Origin of the sequence: Vibrio thalassae (assembly GCF_900089835.1) — a bacterium.
Taxonomy (GTDB): domain Bacteria; phylum Pseudomonadota; class Gammaproteobacteria; order Enterobacterales; family Vibrionaceae; genus Vibrio; species Vibrio thalassae.
On the sequence record NZ_OANU01000123.1, the window covers coordinates 14,137 to 35,510 of the forward strand.

The 21,374-nt window shown below is 44.3% G+C and carries 22 protein-coding genes; 13 read left to right on the forward strand and 9 right to left on the reverse strand.

Annotation, left to right across the window (positions count from 1 at the left end; translation table 11 throughout):
- The first annotated feature begins 89 nt into the window (after window positions 1-89).
- Complete coding sequence (locus VTH8203_RS20425; protein WP_096995302.1) at window positions 90-530, forward strand: SRPBCC family protein; 441 nt, start codon at window positions 90-92, stop codon at window positions 528-530.
- Window positions 520-885, forward strand: coding sequence for an RnfH family protein (locus VTH8203_RS20430; protein ID WP_096995303.1), 366 nt, complete (start codon window positions 520-522; stop codon window positions 883-885). The genes VTH8203_RS20425 and VTH8203_RS20430 overlap by 11 nt, the downstream gene beginning before the upstream one ends.
- A 57-nt stretch (window positions 886-942) precedes the next feature.
- Here VTH8203_RS20430 and bamE read toward each other — a convergent pair whose 3' ends face one another.
- From bamE to nadK, 3 genes are all read right to left on the reverse strand, one after another.
- Window positions 943-1,302: an outer membrane protein assembly factor BamE gene (gene bamE, locus VTH8203_RS20435; protein WP_096995304.1), complete on the reverse strand. Its 360-nt coding sequence runs from the start codon at window positions 1,300-1,302 to the stop codon at window positions 943-945.
- Window positions 1,303-1,472: 170 nt separating this feature from the next.
- The gene (gene recN, locus VTH8203_RS20440; RefSeq protein WP_096995305.1) at window positions 1,473-3,137 is read right to left on the reverse strand and encodes a DNA repair protein RecN; all 1,665 of its coding nucleotides are present in this window, start codon (window positions 3,135-3,137) and stop codon (window positions 1,473-1,475) included.
- A 184-nt stretch (window positions 3,138-3,321) separates the two neighbouring features.
- Entirely contained in the window at window positions 3,322-4,206 is an 885-nt protein-coding gene (gene nadK / locus VTH8203_RS20445; protein WP_096995306.1) for an NAD(+) kinase, read from the reverse strand.
- A gap of 153 nt (window positions 4,207-4,359) precedes the next feature.
- Here nadK and grpE point away from each other — a divergent pair, with 153 nt between their 5' ends.
- The 4 genes from grpE to dnaJ all read left to right on the forward strand — a co-directional run bounded on the left by grpE (window position 4,360) and on the right by dnaJ (window position 10,136).
- A complete protein-coding gene (grpE, locus tag VTH8203_RS20450) occupies window positions 4,360-4,968 on the forward strand; it encodes a nucleotide exchange factor GrpE (RefSeq protein WP_096995307.1) in 609 nt (202 codons plus the stop codon).
- 275 nt (window positions 4,969-5,243) lie between these two features.
- The gene (locus tag VTH8203_RS20455) at window positions 5,244-6,518 is read left to right on the forward strand and encodes a dicarboxylate/amino acid:cation symporter (RefSeq protein WP_096995308.1); all 1,275 of its coding nucleotides are present in this window, start codon (window positions 5,244-5,246) and stop codon (window positions 6,516-6,518) included.
- Window positions 6,519-6,796: 278 nt separating this feature from the next.
- The gene (gene dnaK / locus VTH8203_RS20460; protein WP_096995309.1) at window positions 6,797-8,710 is read left to right on the forward strand and encodes a molecular chaperone DnaK; all 1,914 of its coding nucleotides are present in this window, start codon (window positions 6,797-6,799) and stop codon (window positions 8,708-8,710) included.
- Window positions 8,711-8,996: 286 nt separating this feature from the next.
- A complete protein-coding gene (gene dnaJ / locus VTH8203_RS20465; RefSeq protein WP_096995310.1) occupies window positions 8,997-10,136 on the forward strand; it encodes a molecular chaperone DnaJ in 1,140 nt (379 codons plus the stop codon).
- A gap of 45 nt (window positions 10,137-10,181) precedes the next feature.
- On the opposite strand, the gene VTH8203_RS25205 is transcribed toward dnaJ, so the two are convergent.
- A complete protein-coding gene (locus VTH8203_RS25205; protein ID WP_244181276.1) occupies window positions 10,182-10,370 on the reverse strand; it encodes a hypothetical protein in 189 nt (62 codons plus the stop codon).
- Window positions 10,367-10,603, reverse strand: a complete 237-nt coding sequence (locus VTH8203_RS25210; RefSeq protein ID WP_244181278.1) for a type IV pilin protein — start codon at window positions 10,601-10,603, stop codon at window positions 10,367-10,369. The genes VTH8203_RS25205 and VTH8203_RS25210 overlap by 4 nt, the downstream gene beginning before the upstream one ends.
- A 201-nt stretch (window positions 10,604-10,804) precedes the next feature.
- Here VTH8203_RS25210 and VTH8203_RS20475 point away from each other — a divergent pair, with 201 nt between their 5' ends.
- From VTH8203_RS20475 to VTH8203_RS20495, 5 genes are all read left to right on the forward strand, one after another.
- Complete coding sequence (locus tag VTH8203_RS20475; RefSeq protein WP_158296209.1) at window positions 10,805-11,239, forward strand: GspH/FimT family protein; 435 nt, start codon at window positions 10,805-10,807, stop codon at window positions 11,237-11,239.
- Window positions 11,236-11,865, forward strand: coding sequence for a PilW family protein (locus VTH8203_RS20480; protein WP_096995312.1), 630 nt, complete (start codon window positions 11,236-11,238; stop codon window positions 11,863-11,865). The genes VTH8203_RS20475 and VTH8203_RS20480 overlap by 4 nt, the downstream gene beginning before the upstream one ends.
- Window positions 11,862-13,115 (forward strand): hypothetical protein, encoded by a 1,254-nt coding sequence (locus VTH8203_RS20485; RefSeq protein WP_096995313.1) that lies wholly within the window; start codon window positions 11,862-11,864, stop codon window positions 13,113-13,115. The genes VTH8203_RS20480 and VTH8203_RS20485 overlap by 4 nt, the downstream gene beginning before the upstream one ends.
- Window positions 13,105-13,518 carry a type IV pilus modification PilV family protein gene (locus VTH8203_RS20490; RefSeq protein ID WP_096995314.1) on the forward strand — a complete coding sequence of 138 codons (414 nt, stop codon included), beginning with the start codon at window positions 13,105-13,107 and terminating at the stop codon, window positions 13,516-13,518. The genes VTH8203_RS20485 and VTH8203_RS20490 overlap by 11 nt, the downstream gene beginning before the upstream one ends.
- 356 nt (window positions 13,519-13,874) lie before the next feature.
- On the forward strand, window positions 13,875-15,434 hold the full coding sequence (locus VTH8203_RS20495) for an AbgT family transporter (RefSeq protein ID WP_096995315.1): 1,560 nt from the start codon (window positions 13,875-13,877) through the stop codon (window positions 15,432-15,434).
- Between the two features lie 71 nt (window positions 15,435-15,505).
- Here the strand turns inward: VTH8203_RS20495 and fghA are convergent, their stop codons facing one another.
- A complete protein-coding gene (gene fghA / locus VTH8203_RS20500) occupies window positions 15,506-16,351 on the reverse strand; it encodes an S-formylglutathione hydrolase (RefSeq protein WP_096995316.1) in 846 nt (281 codons plus the stop codon).
- Between the two features lie 53 nt (window positions 16,352-16,404).
- Window positions 16,405-17,529, reverse strand: coding sequence for an S-(hydroxymethyl)glutathione dehydrogenase/class III alcohol dehydrogenase (locus VTH8203_RS20505; RefSeq protein ID WP_096995317.1), 1,125 nt, complete (start codon window positions 17,527-17,529; stop codon window positions 16,405-16,407).
- 172 nt (window positions 17,530-17,701) lie between these two features.
- On the opposite strand from VTH8203_RS20505, the gene VTH8203_RS20510 reads away from it, so the two are divergent.
- A complete protein-coding gene (locus VTH8203_RS20510) occupies window positions 17,702-18,589 on the forward strand; it encodes a LysR family transcriptional regulator (RefSeq protein ID WP_096995318.1) in 888 nt (295 codons plus the stop codon).
- Window positions 18,579-19,115, forward strand: a complete 537-nt coding sequence (gene tadA, locus VTH8203_RS20515; protein WP_096995319.1) for a tRNA adenosine(34) deaminase TadA — start codon at window positions 18,579-18,581, stop codon at window positions 19,113-19,115. Before VTH8203_RS20510 ends, tadA begins: the two co-directional genes overlap by 11 nt.
- A gap of 43 nt (window positions 19,116-19,158) precedes the next feature.
- Here the strand turns inward: tadA and VTH8203_RS24805 are convergent, their stop codons facing one another.
- Together VTH8203_RS24805 and mltF are read right to left on the reverse strand one after the other, a co-directional pair.
- Entirely contained in the window at window positions 19,159-19,296 is a 138-nt protein-coding gene (locus VTH8203_RS24805; RefSeq protein WP_167385852.1) for a hypothetical protein, read from the reverse strand.
- A gap of 329 nt (window positions 19,297-19,625) precedes the next feature.
- Window positions 19,626-21,104 carry a membrane-bound lytic murein transglycosylase MltF gene (mltF, locus tag VTH8203_RS20520; protein WP_244181284.1) on the reverse strand — a complete coding sequence of 493 codons (1,479 nt, stop codon included), beginning with the start codon at window positions 21,102-21,104 and terminating at the stop codon, window positions 19,626-19,628.
- Window positions 21,105-21,374: the final 270 nt, after the last annotated feature.

Below are 21,374 nucleotides of genomic sequence, written 5' to 3' on the forward strand. Positions count from 1 at the left end.
GATTATGACGAAACGTAAGGTCGACTAACTTGAGCTAACTCAAGGTAAACAGTAGAATCGAAGACAGCCTTTTAAGTTGAGGAATTTTTATGCAACAAGTGACGCGTTCAGCATTAGTGATGTTCAGTGCTGATCAAATGTTTAACTTGGTCAATGATGTTGACAGTTACCATGAGTTTTTACCAGGTTGCTCGGGCTCGAGAGTCATTGAGCTGTCGAGTTCAGGAATGGTAGCGTCAGTCGACGTTTCAAAAGCAGGGATCAGTAAAACATTTACTACAGCGAATACCTTGGTGCAAGGAAGCCAAATTCTTATGGAGCTTGTAGACGGTCCTTTTAAAGCGTTGAAAGGCGTCTGGTCTTTTATTCCACTTGATGACCAAGCGTGTAAAGTAGAGTTGCAGCTCGAATTTGAGTTTTCTAGCAAAATGATTGAATTAGCATTTGGTAAGATTTTCCACGATGTGACTAGCAATATGGTGAGTGCGTTTACTAAGCGTGCTAAAGAGGTGTACACCTATGAGTGTTGATAACCAATTAATCCATGTTGAAGTGGTGTACGCATTACCTCATGAGCAACGTATTTTCCAATTGGTGGTGAAGCACGAAACGACGGTTGAAGAGATCATTAAAAAATCAGGTGTTCTTACGGTTTATCCTGAAATTGATCTTAATAACAACAAAGTGGGTGTTTTTAGTCGTAATGTAAAATTAGACGCGACGGTTCGTGACAAAGACCGTATTGAGATCTATCGAGCCTTATTAGCAGATCCCAAAGAAATCCGTCGTAAACGTGCAGAGCAGGCTAAAATGGCCGGAACTGCCGATCCTGTGACAGGTGGTAAGCCTGCGGTACAGAGAAAAACAGAGTCGTCATCAAACTAATCACGATCTCATCCCGCCTAAATAAAAAAAGCTCGCAAATTGCGAGCTTTTTTTGTGTTAGTTCAAGCTTTCGTAGAACTGGTCGCTGGCTTCATAATCGCCAGAGATACTGGTAAGAGTGCCTGTTGAATCAAAATTGGCAACCAGATTACGTTGTACGGGAGCATCGTGGCCTTTCGTCGCGTGATAGATGTAGTACCACGTGTTTGGGTAGCCATTTTCAATCAGCATCGGTGAACCAAGTACAAAACGAACTTGTTCTTTTGTCATGCCAAAGCGTAGCTGTTCTACAGCTGATTGCTCAACAAAGTTACCTTGGTTGATATCGATACGATAAACGATTTTTTCGATCACTGAACATCCTGTCAGCATCGTGAACGCGAGTGGTAATGCGATCAACCACTTTTTTAATTGCATAGCTTTAATTTACGACTTTGATTTTTGAGACTGCAAAGATAATAAACAAGGATGAAGCAGAAGTAAAAACTTGTCTGTCTTAGTTTGTAACTAGAGACGCTATTTTATGAGTTAGCTTACAATCCTTGCTTAAAACAACAATCTGATGGAACTATCAGGAAGTCTCGTAATCACGCAGCAATTAACAGCTCTTTTGCATTGGCTAACGTACTGTCGGTAATTTGGCTGCCGCCAAGAAGCCTTGCTAGTTCGGTGATACGTTCTTGCTCGTTAAGCGTCAACATGCTGGTTTCAGTTTGATTCGCTTTGGTGGTTTTAGTGACAAACAGTTGTTGATGGCCATGACCAGCAACTTGAGGTAAGTGAGTCACACACAGAACTTGAGTTGATTCACCAAGCTTACGTAGCATTTTGCCTACGACGGCTGCAGTTGGACCACTGATACCCACATCTACTTCGTCAAAAATAAGGCTAGGGGTGTCAACTTTTTGGGCAGTAATAACTTGAATCGCGAGTGAAATTCGAGATAGTTCACCGCCAGAGGCGACTTTCGCAATCGGCAGCATTGGTTGACCTGGGTTGGTTGAGACGACAAAAACCACATTATCCATTCCCGTTGGAGAAGGGTGTTCCAACTGGAAGTCTACGGTAATCGCAAACTTAGCTTTTTCCATGCTCAATTCATGCATGCTCTGTGAGATCAATTTATTGAGCTCTTTTGCGTAGCGCCCACGAGATTTACTAAGTTTTTCACTAGAACGGACATAAGCATCGAAGTGTGCAGTCACTTCGTCTTCCATTGCTGCGAGTTTTTCGTCAGAGCAATCCAGTGCTTCTATTTGCGAGAGAAGGTCTTGATGATGTTGGTAAAGTTCTTCAGGCAACACGTGGTGCTTCCGAGCTAACGACATAATCTTTGAAAACCGTTCTTCCACAAAAGCCATACGTTCTGGATCCATATCGATTTTATCGAGGTAGTTACGTAGCTCAGTATTGGCTTCTTCGAGTTGAATCAGCGCTTCTTCGATCATATTAGGTAATGTTGATAATTCACTATCTAATTCGGCCAGTTGAATCAGTTTGCTGCTGGCGGTTTGTAGCATGCCTAGGGCATTGACTTCGTCACCCTCGTAGATGATATCAATGGCTTGTTGACATGTGATGGCAAGCTCTCCGCTGTTAGATAGCCGCTTATGTTCTTGTTCTAATTCAGGAAACTCTTGCTCACCGATGGCTAACTCGTTGAGTTCTTTTATTTGGTACTCTAAAAGTTGAAGCTGAGCGAGGTTGTTGGCACTGTTTTCCTTCAGTTGAGAGAGGGCAATGTCGGCACTGCGCCATGCTTGGTATTTATTGCGAACTTGTTGTAGCAGATTAGTATGCCCTGCGTATTGATCCAGTAGTGATAACTGGTAATCGCTTTTCATCAACTGATGGTGAGCATGCTGGCCATGAATATTGATCAGAAGCTGTCCTAGTGACTTTAATTGTGACAGCGGAACAGGGCTGCCGTTGATAAACGCACGCGAACGACCTTCTTTGGTAATGGTGCGTCTTAAAATACATTCAGTGCCATCAAACAGGTCATTATCTTCGAGCCAACGCGTTGCTTGTTGGTTGTTTTCAATAACAAATGCAGCGGTAACTTCGGTTTTATCTTCACCCGCGCGAACCGCTCCGGCTTCGGCTCTACCTCCCAAGCAAAGCCCTAAAGCATCAATTGCAATAGACTTACCCGCACCTGTTTCACCGGTGATGGTTGTCATACCTGTACTGAGTTCTAACTGCAGAGATTTTACAATGGCAAAATTATTAACACTTAGATGAGACAGCATTTTTGCTTACCTGTTTAAATGAACACTACTGTATGTAAGTTCAGTATATACTGTTTCTTTATACAGTAAAGTTGTGCAGGTAATTTTTTATGTGATTGGACGCACTATTGTTGTATTTGGCGACAAATTAGGCCCGATAAACGAAAACCCCAGCATTTAACGCTGGGGTTTATCAAACTGATCTCTAAAATAATTTGCTTGACCAACCAAGCTTATTTCGCAGTACGTGATAGTAGCTGTAATCTTTCGGGTGAATCAGTTTTAGCCGATTCGGGCTTTGATAAATATGAATTTCATCACCCGGGGAAACGGGTAAAGAGATTTGTCCGTCACAGCTGACTTCTTGAGTACCGCGGTTATCAGGCGAGACAATCAATTTAATACGACAGTTCGCATCGACAACTAGTGGTCGGCTAGAGAGAGTATGAGGAAACATTGGGACGAGAGAGATCGCATTTAAGTTCGCTGACAAAATGGGCCCGCCACCTGAAAGCGAATATGCTGTCGACCCTGTCGGAGTAGATACGATCAGTCCGTCTGAACGTTGGCTGAATGCAAACGTATCGTCGATATAGACCTCAAACTCAATCATATGGGCGACTTGCCCAGGGTGTAATACCGCTTCGTTGAGTGCAGCGTTGTGACTTTTTATCTGCCCATGGCGATGTATTTCGGCTTCCAGAAGAAAGCGTTCTTCCTCGCGGTACTCTCCTTGAAGAACGGCTTCGAGAGCGGTCTCAAACCCTTCAGGGTTCAAATCAGTGAGAAACCCAAGACTACCACGATTAACGCCAATAACGGCAACATCGAAACGAGAGAGTACTCGCGCAGCTCCAAGCATATTTCCATCGCCACCAACGACGATGGCAAGATCAGCTTCACGCCCAATACGGACTAGGCTAAAAAAGTGTTGCCTTGGGATATCAACAAGAATGTCGATAAGCCGGTCATCCACTAATACTTTGTAGCCTTTAGAGGTAAGCCAGTGAAACAGTTCTTTGTGGGTTTGAACGGCTTTCTGTGCTCTTGGTTTGCCTATGATGGCGATCACCTCAAAGGTTTTTTTCATATCACTTCCAAACTAATAGTGCTTGAATCACAAATCTTCATCCCCATAATATACCCAAAGTATGTATATATGCAGTGTTTGGTATGATTTTGATCCAAAGTTTTATGGACAGTCGTATTCACATTGCCTTGAATTGAGTATTCCGGAGAAACCATGAGCAACGAAGAAAATAAGGTAAACCAAGAAGAGCTGCACACTCAAGAAGCGCAAGCAAAGCAAGCGGATGCTGATGTTGTTGGTTCTGACGCTGATGTCGAGTGGAACGAAGAATCCGAGCAAGATATTCAAGAGTCGAAAATTGCTCAACTAGAAGCGGCTTTATTAGCGAGTGAATCCAAAGTTAAAGAACAGCAAGATGCGGTGCTTCGTGCTAAAGCAGACGTAGAAAATATGCGTCGCCGTACAGAGCAAGAGATTGACAAGGCTCGTAAATATGCACTGAATAAGTTTGCTGAAGAATTACTTCCTGTTATCGATAACCTTGAGCGTGCAATCGCAGCGGCTGATGCTGAAAACGAAGCGGTGAAGCCGATTGTTGAAGGTGTAGAACTCACACACAAAACGTTTGTTGATGTGGTTGCTAAATTTGGCTTGAAAGAAATCAACCCTGAGGGCGAAGCGTTTAATCCAGAACTGCATCAAGCGATGTCTATTCAGGAAAGTGCTGACCATGAACCAAACACAGTTATGTTTGTTATGCAAAAGGGTTACGAACTAAATGGCCGTGTAATCAGACCTGCAATGGTTATGGTGTCTAAATAACAAGCGAACAGCCAGGGGGTTGACAGTAGAGGTTTAACCCATTGGTTTTGGATTTATAGAGAAATGAAGCCTGATAGGCTTCATTTTTTTGGTTGTTTATTCTGGATTAATTTGAAAAAATTAGGTGATGATCTTTTAAATTTTGGATAATAAAATGTAAAATTAATGCTTTATTTTGAGCTTCAGATCTGTAAGATGCCCTGAGCTTTCTACTAATAAGAAAGTAAATAACTATAAAAACACAGGGACTAAACACAACATTCTGGAGTTTATGAATGAATAAATCACTATCCCAAAAGATCTTCGTAGGTCTATTTGCTGGCCTGTTAATTGGTACAGCGATTCAATACTTATTCGCAGGTGTCAGCCTCTTTGATCAATACCTTCTTGGATTTGCTGAAGGTGTGGGCGGCATGTTCGTCTCGCTTATCAAGCTGCTGGTTGTTCCACTCGTATACGTTTCTATTGTCTGCGGTATCGTAGAACTTAAAGACATCAACTCTTTTGGCCGTTTAGGCGGTAAAACTTTTGCGCTTTATATTCTCAATACCGTCGTCGCTATCACTTTCGCGTTAACCATTGGTATGATCGTTCAGCCGGGCGCAGGTGCAAACCTTGGTGGTACAGTAGCTCAAGCCATTGAAATTACCTCTACCACAACCCCTGATATCTTCTCAATGATCACTAATATCGTTCCAAGCAATCCAATTCAGGCGTTTGCAAATGGCGATATGCTGCAAATCATTTTCATGGCAATTTTGACAGGTCTTGCCATCCAAGCATTGGATAAGAAGGGCGGCCCTGCTGTGAATGCGTTCAAAGTAGCGAACGACATCATGATGAAGCTCATTGGTCTAGTCATGAGTCTTGCTCCATACGGTGTGTTTGCTCTTATGATTCAACTAGGTGCAACTCTAGATGCTGGTACGCTAGCTTCAGTGGCAGGTTATGTGGCACTGGTTGTTGGTATCCTTGTGCTTTGGATTTTTGTTGTGTATCCATTAATGGTGGGCGCAACTACCAAGATGACTCCTTCACAGTTTATTCGTGCGACTCGTGAGCAGGTACTGTTCTCACTATCAACAGCAAGTTCGAACGCTACGATTCCAGTAACGATGCGTACTTTGACTGACAAAATTGGTGTGTCTAAATCGGTAGCTGGTTTTGGTGTTCCACTAGGTGCAACGATGAACATGGCAGGAGCGTCTATTTATATTGCTATCGCAACTATTTTTATCGCCAACGCGTTTGGTCAGCCAATTCAAATGAGTGACCTGTTTACACTAGGTTTCACAGTTCTACTACTTTCTATTGGTGCTGGTGGTGTTCCGGGTGGCGGCGTTGTCATGATCGGCGTTATCCTGCACCAACTAGGTTTGCCGCCAGAAGGTTTAGCTATTGTTGCCGCGGTTGACCGTATTAATGACATGTTCTGCACAAGTTCTAACGTTGTTGGTGATACTGCAGTCAATACGATTGTAGCGGGTAGCGAGAATGAGCTTGATGTTGAACAAGGTTCAGAAGCTCAACTTACTGAAAGCCGTGCCTAATCACCTTATTTAACGATTTGCAAAGCGGAGCCTAAAAGGCTCCGCTTTTTTATGGATAGCCGTGCTTTCAGAGAGTTAGTTGCCCGTTTTATAGACATTTTCTAATTTCTTGGGAAAAAACTTAATTTTTTTTACCTTCCTCCCTTGAAAAGCATTTTGCAGCCCTTATTTAAGGTTCATAGATAAAACAAACCTATTGCGAGCGGGTGTATTGCCGGCTCAATGCTCCATACTGGAGCTTGCATACGAAACAATAGAATTTATTCGGAGATAGCCTGATGGGTAAAATCATTGGTATTGACTTAGGTACTACTAACTCTTGTGTTGCTGTTCTAGACGGTGACAAACCACGCGTAATCGAAAATGCTGAAGGTGAGCGCACAACCGCATCGGTTATTGCTTACACGGACGGCGAAACGCTAGTAGGTCAACCAGCTAAACGTCAAGCAGTTACAAACCCAGAGAACACGCTATTTGCTATTAAGCGTCTAATCGGTCGTCGTTTTGAAGACGAAGAAGTACAGCGTGATATCGAAATCATGCCTTACAAAATTGTTAAGGCTGACAACGGTGATGCATGGGTAGAAGCGAAAGGCCAAAAAATGGCGGCTCCTCAAGTATCTGCTGAAGTACTTAAGAAAATGAAGAAAACTGCAGAAGACTTCCTAGGTGAGGAGGTAACTGGTGCAGTTATCACTGTTCCTGCTTACTTTAACGATGCACAGCGTCAAGCAACGAAAGATGCTGGTCGTATCGCAGGTCTAGAAGTTAAACGTATCATCAACGAACCAACAGCAGCAGCACTTGCTTACGGTCTAGACAAGAAAGGCGGCGACCGCACTATCGCTGTTTATGACCTTGGTGGTGGTACATTCGATATCTCTATCATCGAAATCGACGAAGTTGAAGGCGAAAAAACATTTGAAGTTCTAGCAACTAACGGTGACACGCACCTTGGTGGTGAAGACTTTGATAACCGCATGATCAACTACTTAGTTGAAGAGTTCCAAAAAGAGCAAGGTATCAACCTTAAGAACGACCCACTAGCAATGCAGCGTGTTAAAGAAGCAGCAGAGAAAGCGAAGATCGAGCTTTCTTCTACTTCTCAAACTGACGTAAACCTACCTTACGTGACTGCAGATGCAACTGGTCCTAAGCACATGAACGTAAAAGTGACTCGTGCGAAGCTAGAATCTCTAGTTGAAGACCTAGTACAACGTTCTCTTGAGCCACTAAAAGTTGCTCTAGCTGATGCAGAGCTATCAGTAAGCGACATCAACGACGTAATCCTAGTTGGTGGTCAAACTCGTATGCCTATGGTTCAAGCGAAAGTAGCTGAGTTCTTCGGTAAAGAAGCTCGCCGTGACGTGAACCCAGACGAGGCAGTAGCAATGGGTGCTGCAGTTCAAGGTGGTGTACTAGCGGGTGATGTTAAAGATGTACTTCTACTAGACGTTACTCCTCTATCTCTCGGTATCGAGACTATGGGCGGCGTAATGACTAAGCTAGTTGAGAAGAACACCACTATCCCAACAAAAGCGAACCAAGTTTTCTCTACAGCAGAAGACAACCAGAATGCGGTAACTATCCACGTTCTTCAAGGTGAGCGTAAGCAGGCGATGTACAACAAGTCTCTAGGTCAATTTAACCTAGAAGGTATCCAAGCTGCACCTCGTGGTATGCCTCAAATCGAAGTAACTTTCGACCTAGATGCGGACGGTATCCTACACGTATCTGCGAAAGACAAGTCGACGGGTAAAGAGCAGAAGATCACTATCCAAGCGTCTGGCGGTCTGAGCGATGAAGACATCGAGAAAATGGTTCAAGAAGCTGAAGCGAACAAAGAAGCGGACAAAAAGTTCGAAGAGCTAGCAACGGCACGTAACCAAGCAGACCAAATGATTCACGGTACTCGTAAGCAAGTAGAAGAAGCTGGTGAAGCGCTACCTGCTGATGAGAAAGAGAAGATTGAAACAGCAATCACTGAGCTAGAAACAGCTCGTAAAGGTGATGACAAAGAAGCGATTGATACGAAAGTACAAGCGCTAATGGCAGCAGCTCAAAAGCTAATGGAAATTGCACAGCAGCAAGCTCAAGCACAAGGTGCAGGCGCTGAAGCTGGCGAACAGCCTAAGCAAGACGACGATGTTGTTGATGCTGAGTTCGAAGAAGTAAAAGACGAGAAAAAATAATTCTCGTCGCTAGAAGACCCAATCTCGGCGTCGATGATGCTCATTTACTCACGTAAACTGCGCGTCATCTCCTTGAGCTTGAGCCTTCTAGCTTAGAGAAACCTTTCTTCTGGGTTCTCGAAAAGTGATTGTTGCGGGCGTTTGGGGTAACCTTTACGCCCGCAAATTTGTAGACACTGTCGCTCTAGATAAGGAAACTACCTCCAAGGACCCAAATCTTTATCTAGAACGATACAATCCCCAAACAGCGCAGGGCTGTTTGTCGAAGTAATTGGTAACAAGTAATATGTCAAAACGTGATTTTTACGAAGTATTAGGCGTTGATCGTGACGCATCAGAGCGCGATATCAAGAAGGCGTATAAGCGCCTTGCTATGAAGTATCACCCAGATAGAAACCAGGGTGATGAAACCGCTGCCGAGAAATTTAAAGAAGTAAAAGAAGCGTACGAAATTCTTACCGAACCACAAAAGAAAGCGGCTTACGATCAGTATGGTCATGCTGCGTTTGAACAAGGTGGTATGGGTGGTGGCGGCTTTGGTGGCGCTGGTGCTGATTTCGGTGATATCTTCGGTGATGTATTCGGCGATATCTTTGGTGGTGGTCGCCGTGGTGGTGGGAGTCGTGCACAACGTGGTGCTGACTTACGTTACAACATGGAACTGACGTTAGAAGAAGCGGTTCGTGGTATTTCGAAAGAGATTGAAGTTCCAACGCTTGTTGAATGTGAAACTTGTGATGGCAGCGGTGCGAAGAAAGGTTCTTCACCACAAACTTGTGGCACCTGTCATGGACATGGTCAAGTTCAAATGCGCCAAGGTTTCTTTGCGGTTCAGCAAACCTGTCCAACCTGTCATGGTCAAGGCAAGATCATCAAAGACCCTTGTAATAGCTGTCATGGCCAAGGTCGTATCCAGAAGACTAAGACGCTTAATGTTAAAATTCCAGCTGGCGTAGATACCGGCGATCGTATTCGTCTATCTGGTGAAGGTGAAGCGGGAGAGCACGGCGCACCAGCTGGTGATCTGTACGTTCAAGTGCACGTTCAAGAGCACCACATTTTTGAACGTGAAGGTAACAACCTCTACTGTGAAGTGCCCGTGAGCTTTGCTCAAGCAGCATTAGGCGGTGAAGTAGAAGTGCCTACCCTTGATGGTCGTGTCAGCCTTAAAGTGCCAGAAGAAACTCAAACAGGCCGTATGTTCCGTATGCGTGGTAAAGGCGTGAAAGGTGTGCGTGGCGGCGGTGTGGGTGACCTAATCGTGAAACTAGTCGTTGAAACTCCAGTTAAGCTAAGTTCTCGTCAAAAAGAGCTACTACGTGAGTTTGAAGAGTCATGTGGTGGTGATGCTGCTAACAAGCATAAGCCGAAATCAGAAGGCTTCTTCAATGGTGTGAAAAAATTCTTTGATGATCTAACCAGTTAAGATTTTTCAAATGTTGTTAAAGCTCGCGAATCGTCGCGAGCTTTTTTATTGTCCCCAACAAGCGCTGGGCGTAGTTTCGCCTAAGGCGTTGAGCGTCATTGTTTTGTTGTCGTTGAGACAGCTATCTTGGTTCTGTTGCTGCAAATCTTGAGCTACCGCTTTGATGATGTATGCCGCATGACTGTCTATTGTGACGTCAAATTGATACCGCGTTGCCGGTGAGTTACAAATCAAGCAGTTGCCCGATGAAATAATATGGTGAACTGGTAGCCACTGTCATAGCTTCGTTCAAGTTCGTGTTGGATGGCAAGCATATCACCAAGTGCCACCATTCGATGGCTTTTCCTAACCTGTTGCATGTAACTTGGATAAGCAAGACCAATTAATACAGCAAGTATGGCTAAAGTAATAGTAATCTCGACCAAGGTTAAACCGCGTTCACGTATGTTGCTTTTAGTACATTTCATTTTTCTGCCTAGCCCTAAATACCGCCTTTAAATCGCCTTAATAGTTTTCTCGGCTGCTAAATTGAACGCAAGTTTCAGTGTTGATTTGTAGGTGGTTTCATTCTTTTTTGGGAACGAACTCGCGGCTTCTCAGTCCTTGAGTTAGTGATTGCGATAGCAGTGCTTAGTGCTCTGCTCTTTGCTGTTGTCCCCGAGTTCCAGATGGCCTCCAAGAAACTAAAAGCCACGGCAGCAGCGAATGAGTTGTATGCATTACTTATACAGACAAAGGCCGAGTCGATTGCGCAGAACATGCCGTTGTGGGTTCATTTTTTGAAATCATCTGAGCAATCGGAAGCCGATCTATGGAGCATTCAAGTGACCAATCGAGCTGATATCAACGACTCAAATGCGACTGTATTGCGGCATATGAAAGGTGAGGTGCTTAAAGGAATTGAATTGTCACTCAACCATTCTAACGCTCGGATAAAGTTTGATAATTTATCCGGTATGGCGCTGACCAATGGCACTATCAAAATACAGCCATTGAGTGATATCGCATCGTATATCAATATTCGGACTCACAGTGTTTCTGGTCGAGTAATCGTCTGTGATGTTGGTGATATTAATTTTGGCTTTGGTGCATGCCCTAAATGACAACATGGCCTAGTCAAATACGAGGAATTACGCTGATAGAACTCGTTGTTGCTATGGCGCTAAGTTTATTGGTGCTATCTGCTGTAGTGACTTTCTACATTTCCCTCCAGCGCCACGTTATTGAGCGCTCACAGTTACTCATTCTCCAACAAGCCTTATCGACGACTGCAAGACGCTTGCAAAATGACTTGATTCGCTCCGGTGCGTTTGGTCAATACGGTGCGACGTTGAGCCCCAAAGGATCAACACGAACCGTCTATATTTCGAGTGAAGGTGCATCGGTTCAGTATGCTTACTGGGATGATAGAGATCCTGGACTCGCTAAGCCGATTGAAAATGTGGTTTGGCAATTTGATAGTGATGCTCAAAAACTGAAGATCTGTCGCTCGGTTACAAGCTTGGTGTCGGGAGCGAAAGACATCAGCTTCTCCAACGCTTCTGGGTGTACGTCGATATTCGAACCCAATTTTATCGCGATTTCTCACTTCGAAGTGACGGGCACTGCGGTTGGTGCTTCCTATCATTCTAATCAGTTTATTACGTTTGTGATTCAGGGACATTTGAGAGCCAAGGCGTCTGTTACTGCTTCTATTTATAGAAGCTTCATGGTGAGGAACGCACCATGAAAGTTAAGTATCAGCGAGGGGCGATCGCGTTAATGATGACTTCAATATTATTGAGCTTAGCCTTGATGCTATTTATCGCGATGTATAAGACGACATTTTACGAGATTAAACGTGCTCAGAATGAAATAGAGTCTCGACAGTCTTTTTGGCTCGCAGAGGGTGGTGTGGAATGCGCGATAGCTCAGTTTTTTCCTCTAAAGACACTTCCAGCTAATCTTCCGGCTTGCGACCAAACACTATTGGTCACGTCTAAACTCTGGTTGGACAGTACGACAGGCGATGTAGTGGTTTCTGCAACATCAGGAAATCAGAAAGTTAGTCGACGTTTTGCATTGGCGGAGTCCAAATTAAAATCGGGCGCAATACAAGCCTCTGCAAGTATGAAATTTAAGTCATCTGTAGTGATAAATACGCCTGACCCAGGCAGGGAAGCGGATGAAGGCTGGGAGTGCACAGCATTTAGAGTCAAAGGTCATCTTTCCGCAACTGGTGCTTTAGAAAATAAAGGGTTGAGTACTGGCCCCAAGCCAAGTGAAGAGTTTGTAAGCCATAAAAAATGTTTAGAGGCATATGTGACTAAGGTCTCTGGCAGTTGTAGCTCACTCTCCGAACCTAAATGTTTTGCTCACGATATTGTACAAGACGACCAGCTTAGCGTGTTCGAAGATTTTTTTGGTGTCTCACGTGAGCAACATGATGTGGTGAGAACTAACGGCGTATTTAGTGAGATAAACCTCGAATCGCAAACAGTTACTGGCGAATGGATGGGCAAAGATTGCGGAGCAGAAATACTCAAGCAGCTCAGGCAAGGCAACCTGCATTTATGGATAAATGGCTCTTGTGTGATATCGAAGAGCCACCTGAAAGACATTAAAGCGCTTTCTGAAGCCAGTGATGGGATTACTTTACTGGTTCATGAGGGCATATTTGCGATGCAGGGGGCAGTCACAATTAAGGGGGTCTTGTTTCACTTTAATCAAGGTTTTGAGCCCTCTATAGCGCGGTGGCAGCAGTTAGGAATGGCGGATAGTTTAGGTGCAAATTTTTCAGAAGAGCAAGAGCTTGCAGCCTACTACCAGGAAGGGAGTTTTGAGATTACTGGGGGGGCGTTTTTTGATTACGCCAACACCGAACATCTTGCGTTATTCAACGATTCATTAAGCTTTCAATATAATCAAGATGTGATTACTCACTCAAGTTCGGCGGGAGCGAGTTATCGGTGGAAAAAGGGGGCATGGCGTGATTTTTAGACAGAGTGGAATTGGCCTCATTGAAGTCTTGGTCGCATTGTGTCTATTAGGCGTTGGTGCGCTGGGGCTAGTGAAAATGCAGATCGATTTAGAGCAGCGCTCTGATTTTGCTTATAGGAGTATTCAGGCGTTAGGGCTTGCCGAAGCCAAACTAGAGTGGTTTCGAACTCGTGGAGCCGATCCTTTGGTTTCTTCTCAAGCAGTGGCGAACTATATGACAGATATTGTTGACGGTCAGGATAACTCACATCCCACTTTTTATGTTGAATGGACAGTGTTGCAAGTGGCTATGGATGGAAACATCAAAACCGTGAAGGTCGAGGTATCTTGGATTGATCGACTAGGAGTGAGACGCAATGTCACTTTGGTCACGCAGATTTCTCGTTTTAGTGAGTTTGATTAGTTTTCTTCCCCGCTATCTAGTGATTTTTCCTCGAAGCAAGTGAATCAAGACTCATATCTCACATTAGTGTGAGTTCTATAACTATTGCACGCTTAGATGATGGTGAAAATATAAGCTATGTTTATATAATCGGGCACTTTGCGTGCTAGTTAGATAATTGTTTTGCATTTGTGCGTTTACATGTTGGTTAAATGTTATGTTAATCGGTGTTTTTTGCAAAATCAGTCTACAAATGTGGAAAAAGTTCCAAATTATCTACTATTTTCATCTTTTTTAAATAAAATGGTCACGCAAATATAATCTTTTCGCTTAACGCGATGAGACCAACAAATAACAACATCACACACGGAGTTACCATGAGTAACCAATCGATTAATCAAGCACCAGCTCCAAAGCCGAGTGGAATGGATCGCTTTTTAAACTTTATTGAGAAAGCAGGGAACAAGATCCCAGATCCTGCGATTCTTTTCTTCTGGGCACTGGTTATTGTTTGGGTTGCGTCAGCACTTTTATCTAACGTCAGCTTTGATCTGATTAACCCACGTACAGGCACTGCATTAGAGGTAAACAACCTACTGACTGGTGAAGCACTTGCGAGCTTCCTAGCGAATATGGTGACAACCTTTACCGGCTTTGCACCGCTAGGTATCGTTCTTGTTGCGATGCTAGGTGTTGGTGTTGCTGACTCTTCGGGCTTTATTACTACAGGCCTTAAGAAGATGCTTAACTTCACACCAGCTAAATTACTAACGCCGATGCTTATCCTTGTTGCGATTGTATCGCACACAGCAGCAGACGCAGGCTACGTACTGGTTATCCCTCTAGGTGGTATCATTTTCCACGCAGCAGGCCGTCACCCATTAGCGGGTATTGCCGCAGCATTTGCTGGGGTATCTGGTGGTTTCTCTGCGAACTTTATTCCTTCAGGTATTGACCCTCTACTTGCTGGTTTCACCCAAACTTCAGCTCAAGTTCTAGACCCTGAATACATCGTTAACCCACTAGCGAATATCTTCTTCACCGGTCTATCTTCAGTAATCATTATCGCTATTGGTTGGTATGTGACTGAGAAGATCATCGAGCCTCGTCTAGCGAATACACCGGTTGACGAAGATGCAGAAGAAGCACCTGATCTAGGTACATTTACTGAAACTGAATCTAAAGCATTCCGTGCGGCAGGTTGGTCTATGGTTATCGGTATTGTGCTATTGATTGCTGCAATCATTCCTGAAACATCAGCACTTCGTTCACCTGAAGGCGAAATCACCGCGTTCTCAGCACCATTGATGAAGTCGATTGTTCCATTGATCTTCATTCTCTTTATCATCCCCGGTTACGTTTACGGCCGTGTTTCAGGCACATTTAAGAATAGCAATGATGTTATCAAAGCGATGTCAGAAACCATGGCGACCATGGGTGCGTACATTGTAATGTCATTCTTCTGTGCACAATTCCTTTCGGCGTTTGGCCAATCAAACATCGGTACTATGCTAGCGTTATATGGTGCTGAAGGTCTTAAAGCAATGAACCTTCCAGGTGAAGCGACGATTGTTGGTATGATTCTTCTAACAGCGTGCGTTAACCTTCTTGTCGGTTCAGCATCGGCGAAATGGGCACTGATTGGTCCAATTCTAGTTCCAATGCTAATGGCTGTAGGTATCTCTCCTGAGCTATCTCAAGCGGCATACCGTGTAGGTGATTCGGTTTCTAACATCATTTCACCACTGATGGTATTCTTCCCGCTTGTTGTGGTTTACTGTCAACGTTACGTTAAGTCGACTGGTATCGGTACGTTAGCGTCTCTGATGATGCCATTCTCAATTGCAATGCTCATTGGTTGGACTATCTTCTTACTTGCATACTGGGCGCTAGGGATTCCTCTAGGTATCCAAGCACCATACACTTACACAATGTAAGAAGTGCTTGAATAGAAAAGCCCGTCTTTCATCGAAAAGACGGGCTTTTTTTGTTCTCGACTACAGACTTTCTAGTCTTTTAAGAATCCTGCGTGGAAACGTAAGTGATCCTCAATAAAGCTCTGAATAAAGAAGTAGCTGTGGTCATATCCTGGCTGCATGCGAAGTTTTATATCACTGCCAGAGATTTCAGCTGCTGCTAGAAGTAATTCAGGTTTTAGCTGCTCTTGTAAGAACCCATCATCTTCACCTTGGTCAACTAAAATCGGCAATGTTGTCATCTTAGATTTTAGCAACTCTGCACTGTCATACTGCTTCCAGTCGTCAGTATTGTTACCAAGATATTGACTCAGTGCTTTCTGTCCCCAAGGGCAATTCATTGGATTGCTGATAGGGCTGAAAGCGGAAATAGAGCGATAGCGGTCGCTGTTTTTCAAACCAATGGTCAATGCACCGTGTCCACCCATGCTATGTCCTGAAATGGAGCGGACTTGGGTAACCGGAAAGTGCTGTTCAATCAGCTTAGGTAACTCGTCAACAACATAGCTGTACATTCGGTAATGTTGGTTCCAAGGTGCTTGTGTTGCATTGACATAAAACCCTGCGCCTAAACCAAAGTCATAAGCGCCTTCAGGATCATCGGCAACGCCTTCACCGCGTGGACTTGTATCGGGTGCGACGATGGCAATACCGAGTTTTGCTGCCATACGGAAAGCACCTGCTTTTTGCATGAAGTTTTCGTCGGTGCAGGTTAAGCCTGAGAGCCAGTAGAGGACGGGTACTGGATTATCAGCGCTCGCTTCAGGTGGCAAATAGATGGCAAATCTCATCTGACAATTTAGTGATGAAGATTGGTGATGGTATTGTTTGTGCCATCCACCAAACACTTTGGCTTGGCTTACATTTTCTATGGTCATTCTATCCATCCAATTTAAAAGCGCGGGCCCTAGAGTACTAGGACCCTAAATGATTAGTAGTGAATAACAGTACGAATACTTTCGCCTTTGTGCATTAATTCGAATGCTTCGTTAATGTTATCTAGTGGCATGGTATGAGTGATGAACTCTTGCAAGCCAAATTCACCAGCCATGTAACGCTCAACAATTTCTGGTAGTTCGCTGCGGCCTTTTACACCACCAAACGCACTACCGCGCCAAACACGACCAGTCACCAACTGGAATGGGCGAGTTGAGATCTCTTGACCTGCCCCAGCGACACCGATGATAACGGACTCCCCCCAACCTTTGTGGCAGCACTCTAATGCTTGACGCATGACGTTTACGTTGCCGATACATTCGAAAGAGTAATCTACGCCACCATCTGTCATTTCGATAATGACTTCTTGAATAGGCTTATCGAATTTTTGAGGGTTGATCACGTCAGTTGCGCCCAACTGTTGAGCAAGCTCGAATTTGCTTTCATTGATGTCTACACCAATGATTTTGCTTGCACCAGCCATACGAGCACCGATGATGGCAGACAGACCGATACCACCAAGACCAAAGATAGCCACAGTATCGCCTTTTTCTACTTTAGCGGTGTTAAGTACCGCACCCATACCGGTAGTCACGCCACAACCAAGTAAGCACACTTCTTCTAGAGGGGCTTCTTTGTTCACTTTAGCCAATGAAATTTCTGGCAATACAGTGTACTCAGAGAAAGTAGAGCAACCCATATAGTGATAGATTGGCTGACCGTCTTTATAGAAACGAGTGGTACCATCAGGCATTAAGCCTTTACCTTGAGTTTCGCGAACGGCTTGGCAAAGGTTAGTTTTACCAGACTTACAGAATTTACATTCGCCACATTCAGCGGTGTAAAGAGGGATAACATGGTCTCCAACTTCAACGCTAGTCACGCCTTCACCAACCATTTCAACAATGCCGCCGCCTTCGTGACCAAGAATGCTTGGGAAAATACCTTCTGGATCATCACCAGATAGGGTGAATGCGTCAGTGTGACATACGCCAGTTGCTACAATTTTTACCAGTACTTCACCCGCTTTTGGAAGCATAACATCGACTTCTTCCATTTTTAGCGGTTGGTTTGGACCCCAAGCGACAGCTGCTCGTGATTTGATAAATTGCTCAGTCATGATTATTCCTATTATTGTAAGGTCACAAAATTAACTTAACGGCTAACTTGAGTAAGGTTAGTTCACTTCTCGCCGTTTGCATCAGATGGGCTTAGTATATTTATTTCGCAATTAATGATAATTGGTAAAAATTGAAATACACTATTACGTGGAAGTAATAGTGAGGTTTGAAATGGCAAATTGGGAAGGGATTAATGAGTTTGTTGCAGTCGTAGAAACGCAGAGTTTTACTGGAGCAGCAGAGAGATTGGCAACATCCGTTGCGAATATTAGTCGCAGGGTAAATGCGTTAGAAGAAAAGCTTGGGGTAAAGCTTTTTGTTAGAACGACTCGCAAAGTATCGGTAACGGAAGTTGGAGCTACTTACTACCAACATTGTAAGCCTCTTGTCGATGGTCTGGCTCTTGCGGAGTTGGCCATTACTCAGCTCCAATCGACTCCGAAAGGTAAAATTAAGATGACGGCACCGGTGACGTTTGGTGAGCAGGTTCTTGCGCCTTTGATGCACGAATTCCTATTGATGCATCCGCAAATCGAACTGGATTTGATCCTTTCTAACCAAAAGATGAATCTGGTCGAAGAGGGTTTTGATTTAGCCGTTCGACTTGGTCGATTAGAGGATTCTTCTATGATGGCGCGTAAATTACTCGACCGTCATATGTTCGTCTGTGCAAGCCCTACTTATCTGGAAAACCATGGTGAACCTCATACGCTGTCTGAATTGAAACGTCACAGCTGCTTACGGGGGTCGACAAAGTATTGGCGCTTTGATGAAAAAGGCTCAGAACGCCTTATTCATGTTGATGGTCGAGTACAGTGCAATAGCGGCTATGCGTTGGTCGATGCCGCATTAAAAGGTTTAGGGATCGTCCAACTTCCGGATTATTATGTGCAGCCTTACCTAGAGGCGGGGGAGTTAGTGGAAGTACTAACCTCGTATCGTGGTGATCGTGAAGGTATCTGGGCACTGTATCCACAAAATCGGATGTTGACGTCGAAGGTGCGAACGCTCATTGATTATTTATCAGATGCACTAAGCAAAGAGAAACATGACGGATAAGCAAATGACCTTTGAGTTTAATGACCAAGATCGACGCTTTATGCAGCGCGCGATGGAGTTAGCCAGTCATGCAGAGCACGAAGGTGAAGTGCCTGTTGGGGCGGTATTAGTAAAAAATGGCCAGATTATCGCTGAAGGTTGGAATCAGTCGATTGGTCATCACGATGCGACAGCCCACGCGGAGATGCAAGTGATACGCAAGGCGGGTCAGAGTATCGAGAACTATCGATTGTTAGATACGACTTTATATGTGACGCTAGAGCCCTGCCCAATGTGTGCTGGAGCACTATTACACAGTCGAGTAAAGCGGATTGTATTTGGCGCACCTGATTTAAAAGCTGGAGCGGCAGGCACGGTATTGAACCTGTTTGAAAGCCAAGCCTCTTACCATTATGCCGATGTAGAGTCGGGGTTATTGGAGGCAGAATGCCGTGACCAGTTGCAGGCCTTCTTCAAACGTCGACGTAAAGAAATAAAGCAGAAGAAGCAACAGCAGCGCGATACGCAGGTGAAAGGTGAAGAGTGATTTTTAGCAAACACCTGCCTAGCAGATGTTTGCTGTCTTTGCTTTATGGAGTGAGTAACTGCATAAATGCGCGGTGACGCCAGATAACTTTCTTTTTATTATTGGCAACTTTTCTTTTGCGGCGGTTTGCTGCCACCGTCTTATTAAGGTGTTTAGATTGCTTTCTTTTCCTTGCAAGCATAAAACTACCTCCTATCACTAAATATAAACCTCTCCGATCTGTATCTATACACAATCATTGCAGAATAGATGTCCTTATCAATGGATCGATGTCGGAGTACGAAACACAAACATCCGCCTTATTCGAAATAAGGTGGTTGAGATTGTGCAGAGTGTTAGCAGAAGTACGACAGTACCTTGCGGTAGAGGAGATTATCACGCCATTTTAAGACTTAGCTAATGATCAATCTCAAACTTTAATGTAAGGGCTTGAGAATTAGATTTCAAGTATGCGAAGTAGGATTATAGTCGCATACTTGAACCATATCTTATTTAGTGTTTCATCTGCCCTTAAGGTTGGCTTGCAGGAGCTTCTGTTTCTGTGGTCGTTGAATGTTGCTCTGAACCTGACGCACTAGAAACCGGAGGTAGTGGCGGAATCACAATCAAGTCTTCGGTGCTGAACTCCTGCTCAGCTTCTGCTGCGATTTGCTTGTCGATATGACCAATAATACTTTGATAATAGCGACGGATATTCTCAACATAGTTTCTCGCTTCATCACCACGCGCATAGCCGTAGCGAGTTTGGCTATAGTATTTCTTCTGACGTAGCAGAGGTAAGCGGTCTTTTACGTCCGCCCAAGCGTCAGGGTCTCCACCTTGGCGTTTAGTGAGGCGTCTTGCATCCATCATATGGCCAAAGCCGACATTGTACGAGGCCAGTGCAAACCAGATTTTTTCATGCTCCGCGATAGAATCGGGTACGCGATCAACTATTCGTCTTAGGTATTCAACCCCACCACGGACAGATTGCTCTGGATCCAAACGATTGGTTACACCAACACTTTTCGCCGTTGGCAGAGTAAGCATCATCATGCCTCGAACCCCTGTTGGTGATTTAGCAATAGGGTTCCAATGTGACTCTTGGTAAGCAAGAGCCGCAATTAAGCGCCAATCAAATTCGTTCGAATATTTCTTAAACAGTGGTGACCACTTCGGTAACTTGCCATCCAAGGCGCGAATAAACGCTCGGGTATCGACATAGTCGAAAACACCAATATGACCAATGTACTTTTCTTCTAAATTGGCCAGCTCCCCGGTCTGTTTTAGTCGGCCAAAAAACTCGATCATTAGCGCGTACAAACTTTCATCTTCAGATTTACGCATATACCAAGAGATCGGCTGATCTTCTGTCATCTCGAACGCCAATGCGAGATCAGGATATATGCGTTGAGAAAGCGACAGTTCTACCGAATCAGCCATTGTGAATTTAAGTTGACCGTCAGACACTTGCTTTAGCAGGTCATTGACATCGGCGTTTGCGTCAATGTAGTAACGGAAATCTGGGTTTTTATTAGCGACATTTGCCAGTGTTTGTTCAAAGTGAGAATCTTTGACGATCGCAAAAACCTCTTCACCATTGGCTTTATCGATCAATTCTTGTTGGTTATTTAGTAACTGCTCTAGATTGCGTGGTCGCCATTGGCCCTTTTTATAGACAACTTGTTGACTGACATAGTAGTAGGCTGGGCCTGAACGAAAGTGTTTAATGCGTTCAGGAGACTGACTTAAGCCCGCAGCGATAATATCGATTTCGCCCTTTTGCAATGCAGGGAAAAGGCTCGCTTGACGATAAGCAGGCTTCATTTCCAGCCTCACGCCGAGTTCGTCTGCAAATTGTCTGGCCAACTCATAATCCAATCCAGTAGGGCCATCTGGTCCAATGTAGTAGGAGAGTTGATTGTTGAGAGTACCGACTCGAAGTACTCCACGCTCTTTAATGTTCTCAAGTTCGCTTTTAGGGTCAGAGTCTATCTGGCAACCAGTCATGCCAAGGGTTAATAGGCAAACCGATAGAATTTTAAACCAGCGTGAACTTAGCCAACAAACAACAGAAGGATTTTGCATTAATTCATTTATCTCACAATGTTCGTGGTGTCTTTATACCAAAGCTGGAGGGGTAGGCAAAGTAACAAGGCACAAACACCCGAGAGTGGTCACTCAATCACCAGGACGGTATCGTTTGCAGCAAATCGAAAAAAAATGACGAAAACGTTTGCGTTAGCGGTTACGTCACAAAAAAAAATCCTCTATAATAGC